The following is a 17,254-nucleotide window of genomic DNA, read 5'->3' on the forward strand; positions in this document are numbered from 1 at the left end:
GAGGTGGTCATCCGACGACCGTCTCCCCGCGCTGCAGGGCCTTGGCCACCACGGTGCGCAGGATGTCGTTGGTGCCCTCGCCGATGCTCATCAGGATCGCGTCGCGGTAGAGCCGCTCGACCTCGAACTCGGTGGAGTAGCCGTAGCCACCGTGGATCTTCATCGCGTCGATCGCGGCGTCGAGGGCGACCTCGGAGCAGAAGATCTTGGCCATGCCGGTCTCGCCGTCGGCGCGGCCGGAGCGCACCGCGTCGGCCGACCAGTAGGCCATCAGCCGGGCGGCCTGCAGGTTGGTGGCGAGCGTGGCGAGCTTGAGCTGGATCGCCTGGAAGTCGCCGATGACCTTGCCGAACGCCTTGCGCTGCTGGGCGTAGGCGAGCGCCTCCTCGTGCGCCCGCTGGGCGATGCCGACCGAGCGGGCGGCGATGTTGACCCGGCCCCACTCCAGCGCCGACAGCACCTGCTGCATGCCGCGTCCCTCGACGCCGCCGAGGAGCTGCTCGCGCGGCACCCGGACGTTGTCGAGGACGATCTCGCACGACTCGGTGCCCTTGTAGCCGAGCTTGGGGATGTCCTTGGTGACCTCGAAGCCGTCGAGCGACGGGTCGACCAGCAGCACGCTCATCCCCTTGTGCGCCGGGGAGGCGCCGGGGTCGGTCTTGACCAGCACCGGCAGCGGGTCGGCGTAGCGGGCGTTGGTGATCCACATCTTCGCCCCGGACACCACGTAGTGGTCGCCCTCGAGCCGGGCGACCGTGCGGATGCCCTGCAGGTCGCTGCCCGCGTCGGGCTCGGTGAGGCCGATGCCGGTGCGGCGCTGGCCGGTCGCGAGCTCGGGCAGGTAGGCCTGCTTCTGCTCCTCGGTGCCGTGCATGGCGATGAGACGGCAGGCCAGCGAGTGGCTGCCGAGGATGCCGGCGATGCCCATCCAGCCGCGAGCGATCTCCTCGAAGACCAGCGCGAACGAGACCGGGTCGAGGTCGAGGCCGCCGTACTCCTCCGGCACGGTGATGCCGAAGAGCCCCATCTGCTTCATGCCGTCGACGATCTCGGTCGGGTAGCGACCGCTCTGCTCCCACTCGCGGGCGACCGGGATGATCTCCTTGTCGACGAAGCTGCGCAGCAGGCTGCGGAACTCGCGCTGGTCCTCGGTGAGCTGGAAGTCCATGTCAGGCCTCTCGGTCGGGTGCTGGTCGGAAGATCGGGAGTGCCCGGCCGTCGGGGAGGTCGTGCCAGGCGACCTCGACCGGGTCGTCGAGCCGTGGCTCGTCGGGGCTGTCGATGACGGTGAGCAGGATCGGCCCCTCGGCCAGGCGGACCCGGGCAACCGTGTAGGGGACGGGGACCTCCGGGCGGGGCGCCCGGTGGACGACCGTCCAGGAGTCGACGGTGCCGCGGCCCTCGGCGTCGACGAGCTCGAGCGCGTCGGTGGCCGAGCAGGCCACGCACACGGCGCGCGGCGGGTGCTGCGCGTGGCCGCAGCCGCGGCAGGTCTGCACGACGAGCCGGTGCTCGGTGGTGGCCTCCCACCAGCCGGCGGTGGCGTCGTCGGGAGCGGGTACGTCGGGATTCATCGGTCGACCCCCAGGACGACGGTGGCGTGGGCGGACAGGATGCCGCCGGTGCCGTGGGCGACGGCGACCTCGGCGCCGGGCACCTGGCGCTCGCCGCACTCGCCGCGCAGCTGCCGGACGGCCTCGACGAGGAGGAGCACGCCGTACTGGCCCGGGTGGCAGTAGGACAGGCCGCCGCCCGAGGTGTTGAGCGGCAGCTCGCCGCCGGGCCGGATCCGGCCGTCGGCGATGAAGTCGAGCACCTCGCCGCGGCCGCAGAAGCCCAGGTCCTCCACGGACAGGGCCGCGGTGATCGTGAACGAGTCGTAGACCTCGAGGACGTCGACGTCGGCGGGGGTGATGCCGGCGCGGGCGAACGCGTCGGCCCCGGACCCGGCGGCGCCGGTGGTGGTGAGGTCGTCGACGGCGGTCATCGAGGTGTTGGTGCTGCGCTCGCCGTAGCCGAGGACGACCACGGGCGGCCGGGCCAGGTCGCGGGCCCGCTCGAGGCTGGTCAGGACGACGGCGCCGCCGCCGTCGGTGACCAGGCAGCAGTCGGCGGCGGTCAGCGGCGTCGAGATCATCCGGCTGCCGACCACGTCCTCGACGGTGAGCGGTCCGGCGCCGTAGCGGAAGGCCTTGGGGTTGAGCAGCGCCCACTCCCGGGCCGCGACGGCGATCTCGGCCAGCTGCTCGCGGGTACCGCCGAACCGGCCGAGGTACTGCTGGGCCGCCATCGCGTAGTAGGAGATCGGGTTGAGCGGGTCGTACGGCGTCTCGAACTGCGCCTCGGGCGTGTTCTCGAAGACCACCCCGCCGAGCTTCCGCGACCGCGCCGAGCGCTGGTTGGAGGCGAAGCTGATGACGATCGTGCTCGCCTGGCCCGCGGCGATCGCCTGGGCGGCCCGCGCGACCATCATCTCGTAGGCGCAGCCGCCGGCGAAGGTGCTGTCGGTCCAGGCCGCCTCGACCGCGAAGTAGTCGGCGAGCTGGGTGGCGGAGAACCGGGACACCCCCGTCGTCGCGAACCCGTCGACGTCGGCGAGAGTCAGGCCTGCGTCGGCGAGCGCACGGGTGACGGCCTGCGCCTGCAGGGTGAGGATCGACTTGTCGGTCACCCCGAGGTCGCACTCGGCGGCACCGACGATCGCGACGGCGGTCATGCCGCCGGTCCGTCCGCCCGGCCGAGCAGGACCACCGCTCGGGCGGGCGCGGCGGCCACCCGGTCGGGTGCGCCGTCGCGGCCCACCACGGTGGCGGTGAGCTCGACGGTGACCTCGTCGACCTCGTCTTCGGGGGCCTCCACCACGCGGCCCTCGCAGCGCAGCGTCTCCCCGACGAACATCAGGTTGCGGAAGGAGAACTCCAGCGTCCGCACGAAGCACCGCGGGCCCAGCCAGTCCTGCAGCATCTGCACGAACCAGGCGCCGTAGACCTGCCCGTCCACGATCGGCGCCGGCAGCCGTTCTCGGCCACGAACGCCGCGTCGTAGTGGATGCGGTGCCAGTCCCAGGTGGCGCCGGCGTAGGCCACCAGGTCCGCGGCCTCGGCGGTCTTCTCCAGCGGCGGCACGACGTCGCCGACCTGCGGGCGGACGGCGGTCATGACGCACCCTCCAGGGCGACGAAGATGATGGTCTCCTCGTTCTCGGCCAGCGGTCCGCCGTCGGCGGCGGTGTAGGTCGCCTTCGAGTGCACCACGAGCATGTCGGCGCCGCTGCGGCTCTGCTTCTCCTCGACCCGCGTGATCTCCCAGGTGGCGGTCACGACGTCGTCGGGGCGGATCCGGCGGTGGAACGTGTAGCGGTTGCCGCCCCGCACCTGACGGGTGCCGGGGATGTCGAGCCGCCACGTGTGGCCGGCGTAGCCCTCGGCGTCGCGGGGCAGGTCGGCGTACTGGTTGGTCTCGCACACCAGCGTCGGCGGCACCGTGACGCCGGGCAGCCCGGCGGCGCGGGCCGCCTCGTCGTCGGTGTAGAGCGGGTTGCGGTCGCCGGTCGCGATCGCGAAGTAGCGGCCGGCCACGCGGCCGAACGGCTCCGGCGCGGTGTAGACCCGGGTGGTGCCGACCAGCGACCGGATCTCGTCGGTCAGCAGGCTCACGCCTCCTCCCGGAACAGCGCGTTGGGGAACACCTCGAGCAGCAGCCCCGGCTGCTCCAGGCCCCTGGCACAGGGCGCCGGTCGAGGCGGGCCACGGCGGGCTGAGCCGGCGCTCGCGCACCGGAGCGACCACCCGGTACTGCGGGATCGCGTCGACGACGCAGTACTCCGTGGTCTCGAGCAGGTCCACGGGCTCGAGGCCGACGTGGCCGAGCAGGTCGAGCATCTGCTGGTAGAGCACCTCTGCCTGCGCCTCGAGGTCGCCGGGGTGCAGCACCTCGCCGGTGGTGGTGTCGCGCGCGGCGAGGCCGGAGATGAACAGGCTGCGGCCCGCGCGGACCGCCGGGGAGCGGGTGGCGCCGTCGTACGCCGACCAGCCGGGGTCGACCCGCTCGCGCGGGTGCCGCGACGCCGTGACGTCGAGCGCGACCAGCACGCCGTCGCGGTGCAGCTCGCTCATCACGATCCGCCCGCCCGCGGGGAAGGTGCCGCCGCCCCCGAGCCGCTCACGGCGCACCTCCTCGGCGGCCGCCCGGTCGGCGTCGGTGCTGGCGGGGGTGACGTAGTCGTAGGTCGTCACGGCGTGGTCGAGGGTGAGCCCGGCCTCGGCGAGCATCTCGGCCGCCCGGTCGAGGCACCAGGCGTACTGCCCGGCCAGGTCGCCGGGGTGGACCACCTCGCCGGCCTCGTCGACCGGCACGAACGTCGGGAGGTAGACGATGCCGTCGTGCCCCCTCGGTCACCGGTGCGGCCTGCCAGCCGCCGGCCGGCCGGTCGCCGCTGGAGACGACCAGCTGCTTGCCGCCGCCGCGCACGGCGTGCAGCTCGACCTCGAGGAACGCGGCCCGGCGCACCAGCCGCTCGACGACCACGGTGCGCACGGTCGGCTGGTGGTCGCCGAAGAGCTCGGTGCGCACCGCCACCGCCTCCTCGTAGTGCGGGAGGCCGCTGAGCGTGACGTTCTCGGTGACCCGGGTGACGTCCTCCGGGCCGAAGCCGGCCGCGGCGAGGATCGCGAGCACCTTCGCGTACGCCGTGCGCGCCTGCTGCTCCATCGAGCCGCCGACGGTCATCTTGCCGACCGACTCGTCGTAGGTGCCGGCGGTGTGTCCGGACGTCCAGGCGGAGTCGCCCTCGCTCAGGCCCAGGCAGAAGGTGAAGCCGTCGTACGGGAACCAGGGGAACGTCTCGGGGCGGATCGCCTGCAGCGTCATCGGTGGCCCTTCCTCTCGAACAGGTGTCAGTGGTGGTGCGTGGCGGCGAGCAGGGGGCTCGACCGAGTCCAGGTCGTCCAGGCGCTCGACCAGCGCGACGACGTCGGCGGCGCCGTCGCCGCCGTTGTCGACCGCCTTCTCGACCACCTCGTCGCGGGTGAGGGGGTGGTCGGGGCCGCCGCCGCTGCGGGCGACCGCGCCCTCGACGACGGAGCCGTCGGCCAGCGTCACGCGCACCCGGCCCGCCGCGTCGGCCGCGGGTCCGCGGTCGTCCGTGAGGCGCCAGGTCACGCGCGCGGCGAGCTCCTCCACCTCGGGGGCGGTGCAGCCGGTCGGGCGCGAACGCGTCCAGCCCGAGCGAGCCGTCGACGACGAACGCGGCGACGCACCAGGGCAGGGAGAACTTCGCGGCGTACTCCGACGCCGGGCGGGTGAGGTCGCGGGAGTCGTCGCAGACGACGGACGCGGAGTCGGGGTGGACGTCGGCCTCGATCTCGGCGACGTCGGCGGCGGTGAAGCCGCGGGCCTCCCGGGCCGCGCCCACGGCGTCGACGGTCGCGTGGCTCAGCTGGCAGACGGGGGTAGGGCTTGATGCCGATCCGCTCGGTCTCCCAGGTGGAGCCGAGCCCGGCGACGATCGAGGCCGGGTCGGCCTGCCCGCCGGCGAGCGCGTCGAAGACGCCGTGCGGGCCGTCGAACACGGTCTCCGGGCCGGTGGCACCGGCGGCGGCGAGCCGGGCGGCCAGCACCCCGGCGTGCGAGGCCATGCCCGGGTGGAGCTGCTTGGTCGACGCGGCGCTGCCGAGGAACGCGAGCAGGCCGCCGGCCTGGCTGCCGGCGATGCCGAGGGCGGCGGTGGCCTGCTGCGGCGAGAGGCCGTAGAGCCGCGCGGCGACCGCCGCGGAGGAGAAGACGCCCGCGACCATCGTCGCGTGCAGCCCGCGGGCGTGGAAGCGGTGCGGCGCGGCAGCGGCCACCCGGCAGGCGACCTCGTAGCCGACCACCGCGGCGTCGAGCACCTCACGACCGGACGCCGCCCGCTCCTGGCCGACGGCGAGGGCCGCGGGCAGAACGACCGCCGTCGCGTGCACCAGCCCGCCGGCGTGGGTGTCGTCGAAGTCGAGCGCGTGCACCAGCGTGCCGTTGGCCAGCGCCGCGGCGGGCGCGCTCACCCGCGCGTCGGTGCCGATGATCGTCGCCTCGGCGGGTCCGCCGAGGCCGCGCGCGACCGTGACGGCCGGCTCGGCCGCCCCGAGACGGACCGCGGCCAGCGCCGTTCCCGTCCCGTCGACGAGGTGCCGGGTCGCGCAGGCGCGCACGGCGTCGGGGACCGTGACCGGTCCCGTCGCCCACGCGGCCAGCTCCTCGGCGATCATCGTGCGGCGGCCTCCGTCTCGCTGATGCCCTCGTCGCTCGGTGCGGCCACCACGTGCTCGTTGCCGAACGCCCCGGCCGAGCGGAGCTCGGCCAGCCGCTCGTCGTCGAGCGACAGCAGCTCGCGGGCGACGTAGTCCATGTCCTCGTTGCGGTGCGGGGCCCGGCGGTACTCCGGCGTCTCGCTGCCGACCCGCACCGGCGAGGCCAGCTGCTCCACGGTGCCGAAGCGCGGGTGCTCGGTCGTGACCACCAGGTTGCGCGCGTGCGTGTGCTCCTCGCGCAGCGCGGCCGGCACGTCGTTGATCGGACCGCACGGGATCGAGGCGGCGTAGAGGTCCTCGAGCCACTCGTCGACCGTGCGCTCCAGGAAGATCTCCTCGAGCTGGCCCAGCAGCTCGGCGCTGCGCTGCTGCCGCTTGGAGAAGTTGCCGTACGGCGACTCCTCGGCGCCCCACTCCGGGCGCCCGACGACGACGGCGAGCCGCTGCCAGAACTTCTCCTTCGCACAGCCCACGACCATCCAGCCGTCCTTGGCCTGGAACGCCTGGAACGGCACCAGCGAGGGGTGGGCCGAGTGGTGCGTGCGGGCCGGCTCGTAACCGGCGTTGAGGTGCCAGGTCGCGGGGTACGTGAGCAGCGAGATCGCCGTGTCGTAGAGGCTCACGTCGCAGTCCATGCCCTTGCCGTCGCGGCGGGCGGCGTGGACGCCGGCCAGCAGCGAGATCGCCGCCACGAAGCCGCCGGAGTAGTCGACGAGCGACAGGCCGGACTTGGTGGGCGGCCCGTCGGGCTCGCCGGTGAGGTCCATCCAGCCGGCGAGGCCCTGCAGCACGTAGTCGTAGCCGGGCTCCTTCTGCCGCGGACCGGTCATGCCGAACCCGGTGAGGGAGACGCAGACGATCTGCGGGTTGAGGTGCTTGAGGTCGTCGTAGGTGATGCCGATCTTGGCCGGCACGTCGCCGCGGAGGTTGGAGTAGACGACGTCGCTGACCTTGACCAGCTCCTCGAACACCGACCGCCCGGCCGGCGTGCTGAGGTCGAGCGACACCGAGCGCTTGTTGCGGTTGAACGTCTCGAAGAACAGCGAGTCCTCGCCCTCGCCGTAGGGCGGGACGTAGCGGCCCACGTCGCCGCCGGCGCGCGGGTCCTCGATCTTGATGACCTCCGCGCCGAGGTCGGCGAGGTGCATGCTGCCGAACGGTCCGGCGCCGTACTGCTCGACGGCGATGATGCGCAGGTCGGAGAGCGGCTTGGCGTTGGTGCTCATCGGGTGGCTCCGGTCAGGTCGGCGATCATGGCGAGGATTTCCTCCTGGGCCGCACGGGTGTCCTCCGCGGGGAGGCCGTGCGTGGGCGGGCTGAGCTTCACCGAGTCGGCGATGCCGTCGTACGCGGCGAGCTGGGCGGTGACGTCGTCACGGGAGCCGACGAGCGTGAGCGCGTCGACCATCGCGTCGCTCACCGTGTCGGCGAGGTAGTCGGCGCCGGCGCCGCCGCGGAACGCGTCGATGACGCGCTGCTGGTCCTCGGCGAGGCCGTGGAAGCCGAAGAAGTCGGCGTAGGTGCGGACGCTGGCGTAGAACCCGACCAGCCCCGCGACCCGGCGGCGGGCGACGGCCAGGTCGTCGGCGATCGAGCAGCAGGCCGACACGACGACGTCGAGGTCGGCGCGCTGCTTGCCCTCGGTGCGCCCGATCCCGGCCTCGAGGTCGGGCAGCACCCGCTCGGCGAGGTAGGAGGGCGAGCACAGCTCGTGGCTGATCCAGCCGTCGCCGACGGCACCGGCGAGCCGGGTCATCAGCGGGCCCATCGCGGCGAGGTAGACGGGGATGTCGGTGCGGACGATCGGGAACGGCCGCTCGTAGCCGCGGATCCGCATCGGCTCCCAGTCGCCCTCGACGGCGATCGGGTCGCCGCTGCGGCAGGACTCCCAGAACAGCCGGATGTTGCGGACCGTCTCACGGATGTGGGCGACCGGCTTGCCGAAGGTGGCGTTGTGCCAGTCCTCGTTGAGCCGCTGCACGCCCGAGCCGAGCCCCAGCACGAACCGGCCGTCGGAGAGCTCGTCGAGGTCGAGGGCCTCCAGCGCCGTGACCATCGGGCTCCGGGTGAAGGCGAGCAGGATGCTGGTGCCGACGCGGGCCCGCTCGGTGCCGGCCGCGAGCGCGGCCGCCGTACCGGTGGCGCTGCGGTGCAGCTCGGAGACCCACAGCGTCTCGGCGCCGGCCTCCTCGGCCCGGCGGCCGGCGTCGACCAGCTCCGCGAGGGTCTCCCCCCACGGCTGGTACGTGATGCGGAGGGTCACCGGTCCTGCTCCGCCTCGAGCGTCAGGGGTCGCTTGCCCTCGGGGAAGATCCCCTCGACCTGCTCGGCGCCGCGCTTGTAGACCAGGAACATCCGCTTGAACGAGCAGACCTCGTCGCCGTCCTGGTTGATCGTCCGGGTTCGCACGGTGACGATGCCGGCGTGCGGGCGGGACGAGGACTCGCGCTTGTCGAGGACCAGGCTCTCGCTCCACAGAGTGTCACCGGCGAAGACCGGGTGCGTCATCTTGATGTCGTCCCAGCCGAGGTTGGCGAACGCGTTCTGGGTGAGGTCGGTGACGCTCTGCCCGACCGCGATCGCGACGGTGAACGTCGAGACGACCAGCGGCTTGCCGAACTCCGACTTGGCGGCGTACTCGGCGTTGAAGTGCATCTGGTTGGTGTTCATCGTCAGCAACGTGAACCAGGTGTTGTCCGCCTCGCTGACCGTCCGGCCGAGCGGGTGCTTGTAGACGTCCCCGATCTCGAAGTCCTCGAAGAACCGGCCCGTCCAGCCGTCCTGCACCGCCATCACTGCCGCCTTTCCCGATCCGGTCCTTGTGACTCGAATCCTAAATGTCCGACATATTCTGGTCAAGCCCCTTGAGTGGAGCGAAACCGCGTTCTGATCTGCGCTTCTGAATGTTCTGATGTATTTCGCCAGCAGGGCTGGCTCCGCCCGGGTCCCGGCGCCCGGTCCGCTACCTCGGCTCGTGGTAGAAGGCCCGCAGCCGCACCAGGTGCTCCTGCATGGCCGTGGCCGCGGCGTCGCCGTCACCGTCGCGGACCGCCTCGGTGATCGTGCGGTGGTCGGCGTCCACGTCGGCCCAGAACGCCTGCGGGACGTCGGGGTCGAGGAACTTGGCCTGGAGCACCCGGAAGACCGGCTCGGTCATCAGCTCCAGCAGGCCGTTGCCGGCCGCCTGGACCACGATCCCGTGGAAGTTGCGGTGCTCGCGGAACTTCAGCCCGCGCCCCCGGCTGTGGGTCTCGCGCTCGATCGCCTCCCACAGCTGGTCGACGTGGCTGTCGTCGCGCCGGGTGGCCGCCATCCGGGCAGCCGGCACCTCGAGCACCTCGCGCGCCTCGAGCATCTCGACCACCGAGATCGCGTCCCCTCCGGACATCAGCCCGATCGAGGTCTCCAGGTACTCCCGCACCTGGCCGACCTCCACCTTGCGCACGAACGTGCCGCCGGTCGTGCCCCCGGGTCGTCTCCACCAGGTCGCGCGAGGCGAGGGAGCGCAGCGCCTCCCGCACCGTGCTCCGGCTGACGCCGAAGCTCGCCGCGAGGTCGGCCTCCGACGGCAGCCGGTCGCCGGCGGAGAGCTCGCCGCTGAGGATCAGGTCGAGGAGCTGGTCGGCCACCTGCTGGTACGCCGGCCGCACCCGGCTGACGCCGAGGGTGCCGTTGCTGCTCGCGGTGCGCGCGAGCGTCACAGCACGGGTGTCTTCGCTGGCCATCGGGTCTCCTCCGAGTCCTCGTTCACGATGTCGTTCGCGATGTGGGTGCCGTGCGGTCCGGGGCGTCGCCGGTCGCCTGCCCCGTCGCACCCGGGTGCTCGGCAAGGTAGCGGTCGCGGATGTCCCGCTTCAGCACCTTGCCGCTCGCGTTGCGGGGCAGCGCCTCCACCACGTGCCATTCTCTCGGCAGCTTGAACTTCGCCACCGACGCCCGCACGTGGTCCTCGAGCGCCGCGACGTCGAGGCCTTGGCGGCGGCCGACGACGAACGCCGCGACCCGCTCGCCGTACACGTCGTCGGGCACGCCGACCACGGCGACCTCGTCGACCTGCGGGTGCCGGGCGAGGACCTCCTCGATCTCCCGCGGGAAGATGTTGACCCCGCCGGCGATGATCATGTCCTTCTTGCGGTCGACGATGGAGATGAAGCCCTCCTCGTCGGCCACGGCGATGTCGCCGACCGTCACGAAGCCGTCGTCGGTGAACGCCTCCCGCGTGGCCTCCTCGTTCTTGAGGTAGCCGGTCATCAGCATCGGCGACCGCGCGAAGAGCTCGCCCGGCTCGCCCGGGCCGACCTCGTTGCCGTCGTCGTCGAGCAGCCGCACCTCGTTCATGAACCACGGGTGCCCGACGCTGCCGGGCTTGCGCAGCGAGTCCTCGGGGCGCAGGTCGGTGACCACCGAGCACCCGTCGAGCCGTAGAGCTCGTGGACGCCGACGCCCGGGAACGCCTCGTGGACCCACTCCTTGAGCGCGATCGGCAGCGCCGCGGCGTTGAAGTAGAGCGTCTCGAGCGCGGACAGGTCGAAGGAGCGGGCGGGCTCCTCGAAGACCCGGCGGATCTGCTGGGCGTGGGTCGGCACGAGGAACACCGTGTTGACCCGGTCGCGCTCGAGCCCGCGCAGGAACTCCTCGGGGTTCCACGACCGGAGCACGGACACGCAACCGCCGACCTGCGGGCCGGCGTAGGAGAAGGAGAACCCGGCGCCGTGGTACATCGGGGGAGACCGCCATCGTCTCCCGGCCGGGGCCGAGGCCCCACTCCATCGCCGTGGCGTACGCCGTCAGCACCCGGCCGCGGTGGGTGAGCAGGACGCCCTTGGGGAGCCCGGTGGTGCCGGAGGTGTAGCAGATCGCGAACGGGTCGGTCTCGGCCACGGCCACCCGCGGGTCGCGCTCGTCCGCGGCGTCGACGAACGACTCGTAGTGCCGTCCGGCGCGGCCCTCGAAGCCGAGGACGACGTCGAGCCGGTCGACCAGGTCGCCGGCGTTGTCGGCGAGCGGGTCGTCGATGATCAGCGCGCGCGCCTCGGAGTGGCCGACGATGTAGGCGTTGTCGGAGGGGGAGTTGCGGCTGTTGAGCGGCACCATCGGCAGCCCGGCCTTCGCGAGGGCGGCGCCGATCTCGACGTACTCCATCCGGTTGCCCGAGAGCACGGCGACCGGCTCGCCCGGACGCAGGCCGGCCGCGAGCAGGCCCGACGCGAGCCGGTTCGACCGCGCGTCGAGGGCGGCGAACGACAGCGTCCGGTCGCCGTCGCGCACCGCGGGCGCGTTGGGCCGCGACCGGCCGAACTCGCGGATGCCGCCGGCCATGTTGAGGGGCGTTCCCGTCATCGTGCTTCTCCTTGCTCGGGGCCACGCACCAGCATGAGCGCATCTGCCTGCGCCACGAGGGTGCCGTGGTCGTCGTACGCCGTCCAGGTGGTGTCCTGGCGGGCCCTGCCGTCGGTGGTGGGGGTGGCCGCGCCCAGCTCGACCTCGACGTGGAGGCGGGTGCCGGGCCGGACCATGGCGTGGAACCGGATCCGGCGCAGCTCGAGCAGCGCGACCGCGTGGTCGAGGGCACCGGACTGCTCGACCAGTCCGCCCATGAGCAGCAGCACCGCCTGGCCGGGCAGCGGGCGCTGGGCCGGGTCGTCGGGGTGGAACAGGGGATGGGTGTAGCCGCCGGCGTCGACCAGGTCGTGGGCGAGCGCCTCGGTCACGAGGACCGCCGGGGTGGTGGTCGCGGCCATCAGTAGCTCCGCCCCAGGCCGAGCGCCTCGCCGGACAGGTTGCGGGCCATGTCGTTGCTCACCGGGCTGAACAGCTGGAGGCGCGCGTCGCGGAAGAGCATCTGCATCCGGCTCTCGGCCGCGAGCCCCATCGCCGCCATCGTCCGCATGCCGACGTCGACAGCGACGGCGGTGGCCTCGGCCGCGTGCGCCTTCGCGAGCGTGGCGGCCGCGGTGGCCTCCACGCCGTCGTCGATGGCGCGCACCGCACGCTCGACGAGCAGCTGGGCGGCGGCGACGCCGGCGACCGCGTCGACCAGGCGGTGCTGGACGGCCTGGAACGCCCCGATCGGGCGGCCGAACGCCTCCCGCTCCTGCGCGTAGGCGATCGCGAGGTCGAGCGCCTGCCGGCCGATGCCGTTGCTGATCGCCGCGGACAGCACCCGCTCGATCGCCAGCGACGTGCGCAGGCCGTGGAAGCCACGGCCGCGCTCGCCCAGCACGTTGCCGAGCGGGGCGACGGCGTCGTCGAGCACGACCTCGCAGGTGCCGGCCGCCCGCATCCCGGCGAGCGGCACCCGGTTGACGGTGATGCCGGGCTGGTCCATGGGGACCTGGATCAGCGAGATCCCCCGGGCGCGCCGCGCCGGGTCGTCGGGCTCGTCGGTGCGGGCGAGCAGGAGGATGTGGTCGGCGTGGTGGGCCATCGAGATCCACAGCTTGCGGCCGGTGATCCGCCACTCGCCGTCGACCTCCCGCGCGCGGGTGCGCAGCGCGAGCGCGTCGGTGCCGCCGTCGGGCTCGGAGATCCCGAAGGAGCAGATGACGTCGCCGCCGGCCAGGCCGGCGAGGAGCTGCTGCTGCTCGGGGGTGCCGTGCTCGACGTAGGTCTGCGCGGTCATCGCGATCAGCACGTAGTCGGTGGCGAGCGAGGGGAACCGGCGGGCGATCTCGGAGGTGACGATGAACGCCTCCGCCGCGCCACCGCCCGAGCCGCCGAGCTCCTCGGGGACGCCGATCCCCCAGCAGCCCCAGGTCCGCGAGTCCGCGCCACACCTCCAGCGGCAGCTCGCGCGCCTCGTCGAGGGCGAGCACCCGCTCGTCACCGAGGTGCTCGTCGAGGTAGCGGGCGACGGTGCGGGTGAAGTCGCGCTCCTCGTCGCTGCGGGCGAACTCCGGCAGCAGCGGGAGGCTCTCAGACGAAGGCTTGGACATCGGCGTCTCCCCAGGTCGCGGGCCGCTTCTCGCGGAAGGCGGTGAACCCCTCGGCGGCGTCGGGCACCTCGTGGATGAACCGCTCGAACAGGGCGCGCTCGAGGCGCAGGCCCTCGTCGAGCGTCACGTCGGTCGCGCCGCCCACGAGGCGCTTGACGAGCGCGATGACCGGGCGGGAGCGGCCGCGCAGGCCGCCCAGCAGCTGCTCGACCTCCTCGTCGAGCCGGTCGCGGGGCACGGTCGCGAGGGCCAGCCCCCACGTCACGAGCTCGGGCCCCTGGAGCCAGCGCGGCGTGAGCATCAGAGCCTTGGCCCGCTGGTCACCGAGCTTGCGGGCGGCGCGCTGGCTGGAGCCCGCCCCCGGCGGGACCCCGAAGTCGAGGTGGATGTCGCCGACCCGGGCCTCCTCGGCGGCAACGACCAGGTCGCAGGCGAGGATCAGCTCGAAGCCACCGGCCCGGGCGAGCCCGTTGACCTGCGCGACCACCGGGACCGGGAGCCGCTCCAGACGCCGCAGAACGGCGTGGAAGCGCTCCAGGAACGGCACGAAGACCCCGTCGGGGTCGCCGAAGCAGCGCTCGAGGAAGTCGAGGTCCATGCCGACGCTGAACGCCTTGGTGCCGGCGCCGGTGATGACGACCGCGCGCAGCGACGGGTCGGCCTCGACCGCGTCCATCATCGCCTCGAGGCCGTCGAGGACGACGGGGTCGATGGAGTTCATCGTCGGCTCACCGTCGAGGACGGCGCGCATCACCTGGTCGTCGGCCTTCCAGCGGACCTCGGTCATCGGGACGCCCCTTCCGCGGCCAGCTCGCGGGCGAACGCCAGCAGGTGTCGGGCGTAGTCGCCCGGCGCCCGCAGGTGCGGCTGCCCGTGCAGCCCCTCGAGCACCACCAGCCGGGCGTCCTTCGCGAGCTCGAGCGCGCGGGGGTCCTTGTCGGCGAGGAGGTCGAACTCGGCGTCGAGCAGCAGCACCGGCACGTCGAGCGCGGCCAGCGGCTCGGCCGGGTCGTGGCGGAACGCGGCCTGGTAGCCCCAGTGGTAGCGGTCCTTGACCCGCAGCAGCTCGACCGCCGCGGTGTGGAGCAGCCCGGGGGTCAGCTCCGGCCAGATCCGCTGGTAGCGCTCGACGGCCCACCGGAACTCGGCGCCGTCGGTGTCGCTCGGCACCGGCGGCGTCCAGCCGCGCAGGTGCTCGGCCCGCTCGGCCTCGTCGTAGAGGGCGACGCCGCTCAGCACCACGCCGCGCACGCCGTGGGCGAACCGGTGGGCGACCTCGATCGCGATGGAGGCGCCGGTGTGGACGCCGCCGAAGACCGCGTCCGACATGCCGAGCCCGGCGGCCGCCTCCGCCAGCACCGCGGCGTACTCCGGGATCTCGTGGCCGGGCCCGTCCGGCGGCGTGGAGGCGCCGTAGCCGGGGGTGTCGAACGCGACGACGCGGGCGTCGGGAGCCAGCGCCGCCAGCACGTCGACCCAGACCTCCGACGACAGCGGGGACTCGTGGAACAGGCCGATCCACGGGCCGGTCGTGCCGGCGGTGAGAGCGTGGACCTGGCCCCAGGCGGTGTCGACGTAGTGACGACGGACAACCGTGCTCATCGGGGTCCACCGACCTTCACCAGCAGCTCGACGTCGCCGTCGGCCGCGATCGCGGGCGGCGCCGCGTCGGGTGCGACGCGCACGAGGGAGCGCGGCGAGAGCCCCTGCCCGTCGACGACGAGCGTGCCGGTCGTGGGCACCAGGAACCGCTCGCGGTCGACGGTGCTGCCCGACGACGACCAGCCGTCAGGGGAGCCGCACCAGGACGCTGCGGGCGCCGGTGTGCTCGTTGTGGCTGAGGACCTTGCTGGTCAGCGGCTCGCCCGACGCAGCGGTGGCGCCGGCCGCCCCCCGGCCAGCGCGGTGACGGTGTCGTCGTGGGCGCGCCAGACCTGGTACCGCGTCTCGACACGGCGGACGTAGCCGCGGGGGCCGATCGCGCGCTCACCGGACGCGGTGGGGTTGTGGCCGGCCTCCTCGTCGGGCCGCACCACCCGGGACACCCGGCCGCTGCCCTCGGAGGCGTCCTCGCCCTCCATCATCAGGATGCACTCGAAGCCCTCCGGCGCCTCGGCCATGTGGACCCACCCCGGCGGGCGCCAGAAGTAGTCGCCCGCCACGAACGTGCCCTCGGCGCTCAGCGTCGCCTCGCCGCCGAGGAAGTACGCCTCCTCGACGCTGTCGTGGTAGGCCTCGCTGAGGTCGACGTAGCCCGGGTCGGTGCGGACGTGGTCGATGCGCCGCGAGCTCCCGTCGATCCAGAGCTGCTTCATCCAGTACCGCGACAGCAGCCGCTCCACCAGCTCGGGGTCGTCGCCGAGGTTGTCGCGGAACGCCGGCTCCATCGACGCGAACACCTCGCCGCCGTTGACCCACGGCAGGGACTCGTTGTCGACGACGGTCACGGGCTCGGACATCAGGCTCCTTCGGCTCGGACGGCGACGACGTCCTCGTCGCCGGGGAACGCCTTGTACGCGTGCTTCTCCCGCGGGTCGGCGGAGAGCCGGGCGGAGAGCAGGGTCTTGCTGTAGGCGTGGTGCGGGTCGGCGAACAGCTCGGCGGTCGGCCGGGTCTCGACGAACCGGCCGAGGTACATCACGGCGACCCGGTCGCTCACCCACTCCACGGTGTGCATGTCGTGGGAGACGAACAGGTAGGCGAGGCCGAGGTCCTCCTGCAGCTCGGCGAGCAGCGCGAGGATCTGCGCCCGGATCGACAGGTCGAGCGACGACGTCGGCTCGTCGAGGACGACGAACCGCGGCCGGCTGACGATCGCCCGGGCGACGCCGACCCGCTGCTGCTGTCCTCCGGAGAGCTCACCCGGGAGCCGGGTCGCGGCGTCCGCGGGCAGGCCGACCCGGTGCAGCGCGTCGCGCACCTGCCGGCGGGTCTCGGCGGTGCCGAGGTCGGGCCGATGGATCTGCAGCGGCTCCGCGACGATCGCGCCGATCGACATCCGCGGGTTGAGCGACTCGAACGGCTCCTGGAACACGATCTGCATCTCCGCGCGCTGGGCGCGCAGCTGCTTGCGGTCCATCGCCCCGAGGTCCTTGCCGTCGAAGGACACCGTGCCGGAGTCGACGTCGAGCAGCCGCAGCACCGCCCGCCCGAGCGTCGACTTGCCGGAGCCGGACTCGCCGATGATCGCCAGCGTCTCGCCCTCGTCGACCGTCAGCGAGACGCCGCGGAGCGCGTGCACCGGGTCGCCGCCCCGCTGCCGGGACGGGAAGGTCTTGTGGACGTCGTGGACCTCAACGAGCGACATGGAGCTTCTCCCCCGTCTTCGGCACGGAGCCGATCAGCTTCTTGGTGTAGTCGTGCTGCGGGTCGACCATCACGTCCATCACGTCGCCCTGCTCGACGACGAGGCCGTCGTACATGACCACCACCCGGTGGCAGTACTGCGCGATCACGCCGAGGTCGTGGGTCACCAGCAGCATCGAGCGCTGCTCCTCGACGACCACCTTCGCCATCAGGTCCATGATCTGGGCCTGCACGGTGGCGTCCAGACCGGTCGTCGGCTCGTCCGCGATCAGCAGCTCCGGCGACAGCGTGGTGGCGAGCGCGATCACGACCCGCTGCGCCATGCCGCCGGACAGCTGGTGGGCGTAGCCGTCGAGGACCCGGGCCGGGTTGACGATCCCGACGCCCTCGAGCATCCCGAGCGCGACCTCGCGGTTCTCCGCCTTGCTGAGCTTGCGCCCGTGCGCCTTGTGCAGCTCGCGGAACTGCCGCTCGATCGAGTAGATCGGGTTGAGCGACCCGAACGGGTTCTGGGCGACGAAGCCGATCCGGTTGCCCCGGATCTCGCGCATCTTGGCCGGCTTGGCCGCCAGCAGGTCGGCGTCGCCACCCAGGATGATCCGGTCCGCAGTGACGGTGCTCGTCGGGCCGAGCAGCTTGAGGATGCCCTTGATCGTGGTCGACTTGCCGCAGCCGGACTCGCCCCACGATGCCGACGATCTCGCCGCGGTGGACGTCGAGGTCGACG

General features: G+C 73.0%; 20 protein-coding genes and 3 pseudogenes. All 23 read right to left on the reverse strand.

Going from position 1 to position 17,254, the window contains the following annotated elements; translation table 11 throughout:
* Nucleotides 1–7: 7 nt before the first annotated feature.
* Entirely contained in the window at nucleotides 8–1,168 is a 1,161-nt protein-coding gene (locus MF408_RS05785; protein WP_240250621.1) for an acyl-CoA dehydrogenase family protein, read from the reverse strand.
* 1 nt (nucleotide 1,169) lies between these two features.
* The gene (locus tag MF408_RS05790; protein ID WP_240250622.1) at nucleotides 1,170–1,574 is read right to left on the reverse strand and encodes an OB-fold domain-containing protein; all 405 of its coding nucleotides are present in this window, start codon (nucleotides 1,572–1,574) and stop codon (nucleotides 1,170–1,172) included.
* The gene (locus MF408_RS05795) at nucleotides 1,571–2,716 is read right to left on the reverse strand and encodes an acetyl-CoA acetyltransferase (protein WP_240250623.1); all 1,146 of its coding nucleotides are present in this window, start codon (nucleotides 2,714–2,716) and stop codon (nucleotides 1,571–1,573) included. The genes MF408_RS05790 and MF408_RS05795 overlap by 4 nt, the downstream gene beginning before the upstream one ends.
* Entirely contained in the window at nucleotides 2,713–3,165 is a 453-nt protein-coding gene (locus tag MF408_RS05800; protein WP_240250624.1) for a hypothetical protein, read from the reverse strand. Before MF408_RS05800 ends, MF408_RS05795 begins: the two co-directional genes overlap by 4 nt.
* A complete protein-coding gene (locus tag MF408_RS05805) occupies nucleotides 3,155–4,270 on the reverse strand; it encodes a MaoC family dehydratase N-terminal domain-containing protein (RefSeq protein ID WP_345893914.1) in 1,116 nt (371 codons plus the stop codon). The genes MF408_RS05800 and MF408_RS05805 overlap by 11 nt, the downstream gene beginning before the upstream one ends.
* The gene (locus MF408_RS05810; protein ID WP_240250625.1) at nucleotides 4,161–5,159 is read right to left on the reverse strand and encodes a Rid family hydrolase; all 999 of its coding nucleotides are present in this window, start codon (nucleotides 5,157–5,159) and stop codon (nucleotides 4,161–4,163) included. The genes MF408_RS05805 and MF408_RS05810 overlap by 110 nt, the downstream gene beginning before the upstream one ends.
* Nucleotides 5,156–6,244: an MmgE/PrpD family protein gene (locus MF408_RS05815; protein WP_240250626.1), complete on the reverse strand. Its 1,089-nt coding sequence runs from the start codon at nucleotides 6,242–6,244 to the stop codon at nucleotides 5,156–5,158. The genes MF408_RS05810 and MF408_RS05815 overlap by 4 nt, the downstream gene beginning before the upstream one ends.
* Complete coding sequence (locus MF408_RS05820; RefSeq protein WP_240250627.1) at nucleotides 6,241–7,512, reverse strand: CoA transferase; 1,272 nt, start codon at nucleotides 7,510–7,512, stop codon at nucleotides 6,241–6,243. Before MF408_RS05820 ends, MF408_RS05815 begins: the two co-directional genes overlap by 4 nt.
* Nucleotides 7,509–8,549 carry an LLM class flavin-dependent oxidoreductase gene (locus MF408_RS05825; RefSeq protein WP_240250628.1) on the reverse strand — a complete coding sequence of 347 codons (1,041 nt, stop codon included), beginning with the start codon at nucleotides 8,547–8,549 and terminating at the stop codon, nucleotides 7,509–7,511. The genes MF408_RS05820 and MF408_RS05825 overlap by 4 nt, the downstream gene beginning before the upstream one ends.
* Entirely contained in the window at nucleotides 8,546–9,079 is a 534-nt protein-coding gene (locus tag MF408_RS05830; protein WP_240250629.1) for a MaoC family dehydratase, read from the reverse strand. The genes MF408_RS05825 and MF408_RS05830 overlap by 4 nt, the downstream gene beginning before the upstream one ends.
* Before the next feature lie 169 nt (nucleotides 9,080–9,248).
* Nucleotides 9,249–9,731 (reverse strand): FCD domain-containing protein, encoded by a 483-nt coding sequence (locus tag MF408_RS05835; RefSeq protein WP_240250630.1) that lies wholly within the window; start codon nucleotides 9,729–9,731, stop codon nucleotides 9,249–9,251.
* 31 nt (nucleotides 9,732–9,762) lie between these two features.
* Nucleotides 9,763–10,011: pseudogene (locus MF408_RS05840) on the reverse strand (winged helix-turn-helix domain-containing protein); the annotation flags it as partial.
* A 22-nt stretch (nucleotides 10,012–10,033) separates the two neighbouring features.
* Nucleotides 10,034–10,690 (reverse strand): AMP-binding protein, encoded by a 657-nt coding sequence (locus MF408_RS26615; RefSeq protein WP_345893915.1) that lies wholly within the window; start codon nucleotides 10,688–10,690, stop codon nucleotides 10,034–10,036.
* Nucleotides 10,621–11,007 (reverse strand): AMP-binding protein, encoded by a 387-nt coding sequence (locus tag MF408_RS25010; RefSeq protein WP_345893916.1) that lies wholly within the window; start codon nucleotides 11,005–11,007, stop codon nucleotides 10,621–10,623. Before MF408_RS25010 ends, MF408_RS26615 begins: the two co-directional genes overlap by 70 nt.
* Before the next feature lie 16 nt (nucleotides 11,008–11,023).
* Nucleotides 11,024–11,626: pseudogene (locus MF408_RS25015) on the reverse strand (AMP-binding protein); the annotation flags it as partial.
* Nucleotides 11,623–12,027 carry a hypothetical protein gene (locus tag MF408_RS05855; RefSeq protein ID WP_240250631.1) on the reverse strand — a complete coding sequence of 135 codons (405 nt, stop codon included), beginning with the start codon at nucleotides 12,025–12,027 and terminating at the stop codon, nucleotides 11,623–11,625. The pseudogene MF408_RS25015 and the gene MF408_RS05855, both read right to left, overlap by 4 nt.
* Entirely contained in the window at nucleotides 12,027–13,112 is a 1,086-nt protein-coding gene (locus tag MF408_RS05860) for an acyl-CoA dehydrogenase (protein ID WP_240250632.1), read from the reverse strand. The genes MF408_RS05855 and MF408_RS05860 overlap by 1 nt, the downstream gene beginning before the upstream one ends.
* Before the next feature lie 89 nt (nucleotides 13,113–13,201).
* Nucleotides 13,202–14,008 (reverse strand): enoyl-CoA hydratase-related protein, encoded by an 807-nt coding sequence (locus MF408_RS05865; RefSeq protein WP_240250633.1) that lies wholly within the window; start codon nucleotides 14,006–14,008, stop codon nucleotides 13,202–13,204.
* On the reverse strand, nucleotides 14,005–14,823 hold the full coding sequence (locus tag MF408_RS05870) for an alpha/beta hydrolase (RefSeq protein ID WP_240250634.1): 819 nt from the start codon (nucleotides 14,821–14,823) through the stop codon (nucleotides 14,005–14,007). The genes MF408_RS05865 and MF408_RS05870 overlap by 4 nt, the downstream gene beginning before the upstream one ends.
* Nucleotides 14,820–14,963, reverse strand: a complete 144-nt coding sequence (locus MF408_RS05875) for a hypothetical protein (RefSeq protein ID WP_240250635.1) — start codon at nucleotides 14,961–14,963, stop codon at nucleotides 14,820–14,822. Before MF408_RS05875 ends, MF408_RS05870 begins: the two co-directional genes overlap by 4 nt.
* Before the next feature lie 111 nt (nucleotides 14,964–15,074).
* On the reverse strand, nucleotides 15,075–15,680 hold the full coding sequence (locus tag MF408_RS05880; protein WP_240250636.1) for a hypothetical protein: 606 nt from the start codon (nucleotides 15,678–15,680) through the stop codon (nucleotides 15,075–15,077).
* Nucleotides 15,680–16,528 carry an ABC transporter ATP-binding protein gene (locus tag MF408_RS05885; RefSeq protein WP_240250637.1) on the reverse strand — a complete coding sequence of 283 codons (849 nt, stop codon included), beginning with the start codon at nucleotides 16,526–16,528 and terminating at the stop codon, nucleotides 15,680–15,682. Before MF408_RS05885 ends, MF408_RS05880 begins: the two co-directional genes overlap by 1 nt.
* Nucleotides 16,515–17,201, reverse strand: a pseudogene (locus MF408_RS05890) (ABC transporter ATP-binding protein); the annotation flags it as partial. The gene MF408_RS05885 and the pseudogene MF408_RS05890, both read right to left, overlap by 14 nt.
* Nucleotides 17,202–17,254: the final 53 nt, after the last annotated feature.

Source organism: Nocardioides sp. TF02-7, assembly GCF_022437945.1.
Classification (GTDB): domain Bacteria; phylum Actinomycetota; class Actinomycetes; order Propionibacteriales; family Nocardioidaceae; genus Nocardioides.

Bases quoted from the DNA above. Each gene is read 5' to 3' on its own strand.
- MF408_RS05865 (WP_240250633.1), bottom strand. From the start codon at position 14,008: ATGACCGAGGTCCGCTGGAAGGCCGACGACCAGGTGATGCGCGCCGTC.
- MF408_RS05885 (WP_240250637.1), bottom strand. From the start codon at position 16,528: ATGTCGCTCGTTGAGGTCCACGACGTCCACAAGACCTTCCCGTCCCGG.
- MF408_RS05795 (WP_240250623.1), bottom strand. From the start codon at position 2,716: ATGACCGCCGTCGCGATCGTCGGTGCCGCCGAGTGCGACCTCGGGGTG.
- MF408_RS05790 (WP_240250622.1), bottom strand. From the start codon at position 1,574: ATGAATCCCGACGTACCCGCTCCCGACGACGCCACCGCCGGCTGGTGG.
- MF408_RS05820 (WP_240250627.1), bottom strand. From the start codon at position 7,512: ATGAGCACCAACGCCAAGCCGCTCTCCGACCTGCGCATCATCGCCGTC.
- MF408_RS05870 (WP_240250634.1), bottom strand. From the start codon at position 14,823: ATGAGCACGGTTGTCCGTCGTCACTACGTCGACACCGCCTGGGGCCAG.
- MF408_RS05855 (WP_240250631.1), bottom strand. From the start codon at position 12,027: ATGGCCGCGACCACCACCCCGGCGGTCCTCGTGACCGAGGCGCTCGCC.
- MF408_RS05830 (WP_240250629.1), bottom strand. From the start codon at position 9,079: ATGGCGGTGCAGGACGGCTGGACGGGCCGGTTCTTCGAGGACTTCGAG.
- MF408_RS25010 (WP_345893916.1), bottom strand. From the start codon at position 11,007: ATGTACCACGGCGCCGGGTTCTCCTTCTCCTACGCCGGCCCGCAGGTC.
- MF408_RS05880 (WP_240250636.1), bottom strand. From the start codon at position 15,680: ATGTCCGAGCCCGTGACCGTCGTCGACAACGAGTCCCTGCCGTGGGTC.
- MF408_RS05805 (WP_345893914.1), bottom strand. From the start codon at position 4,270: ATGCTCGCCGAGGCCGGGCTCACCCTCGACCACGCCGTGACGACCTAC.
- MF408_RS05815 (WP_240250626.1), bottom strand. From the start codon at position 6,244: ATGATCGCCGAGGAGCTGGCCGCGTGGGCGACGGGACCGGTCACGGTC.
- MF408_RS05785 (WP_240250621.1), bottom strand. From the start codon at position 1,168: ATGGACTTCCAGCTCACCGAGGACCAGCGCGAGTTCCGCAGCCTGCTG.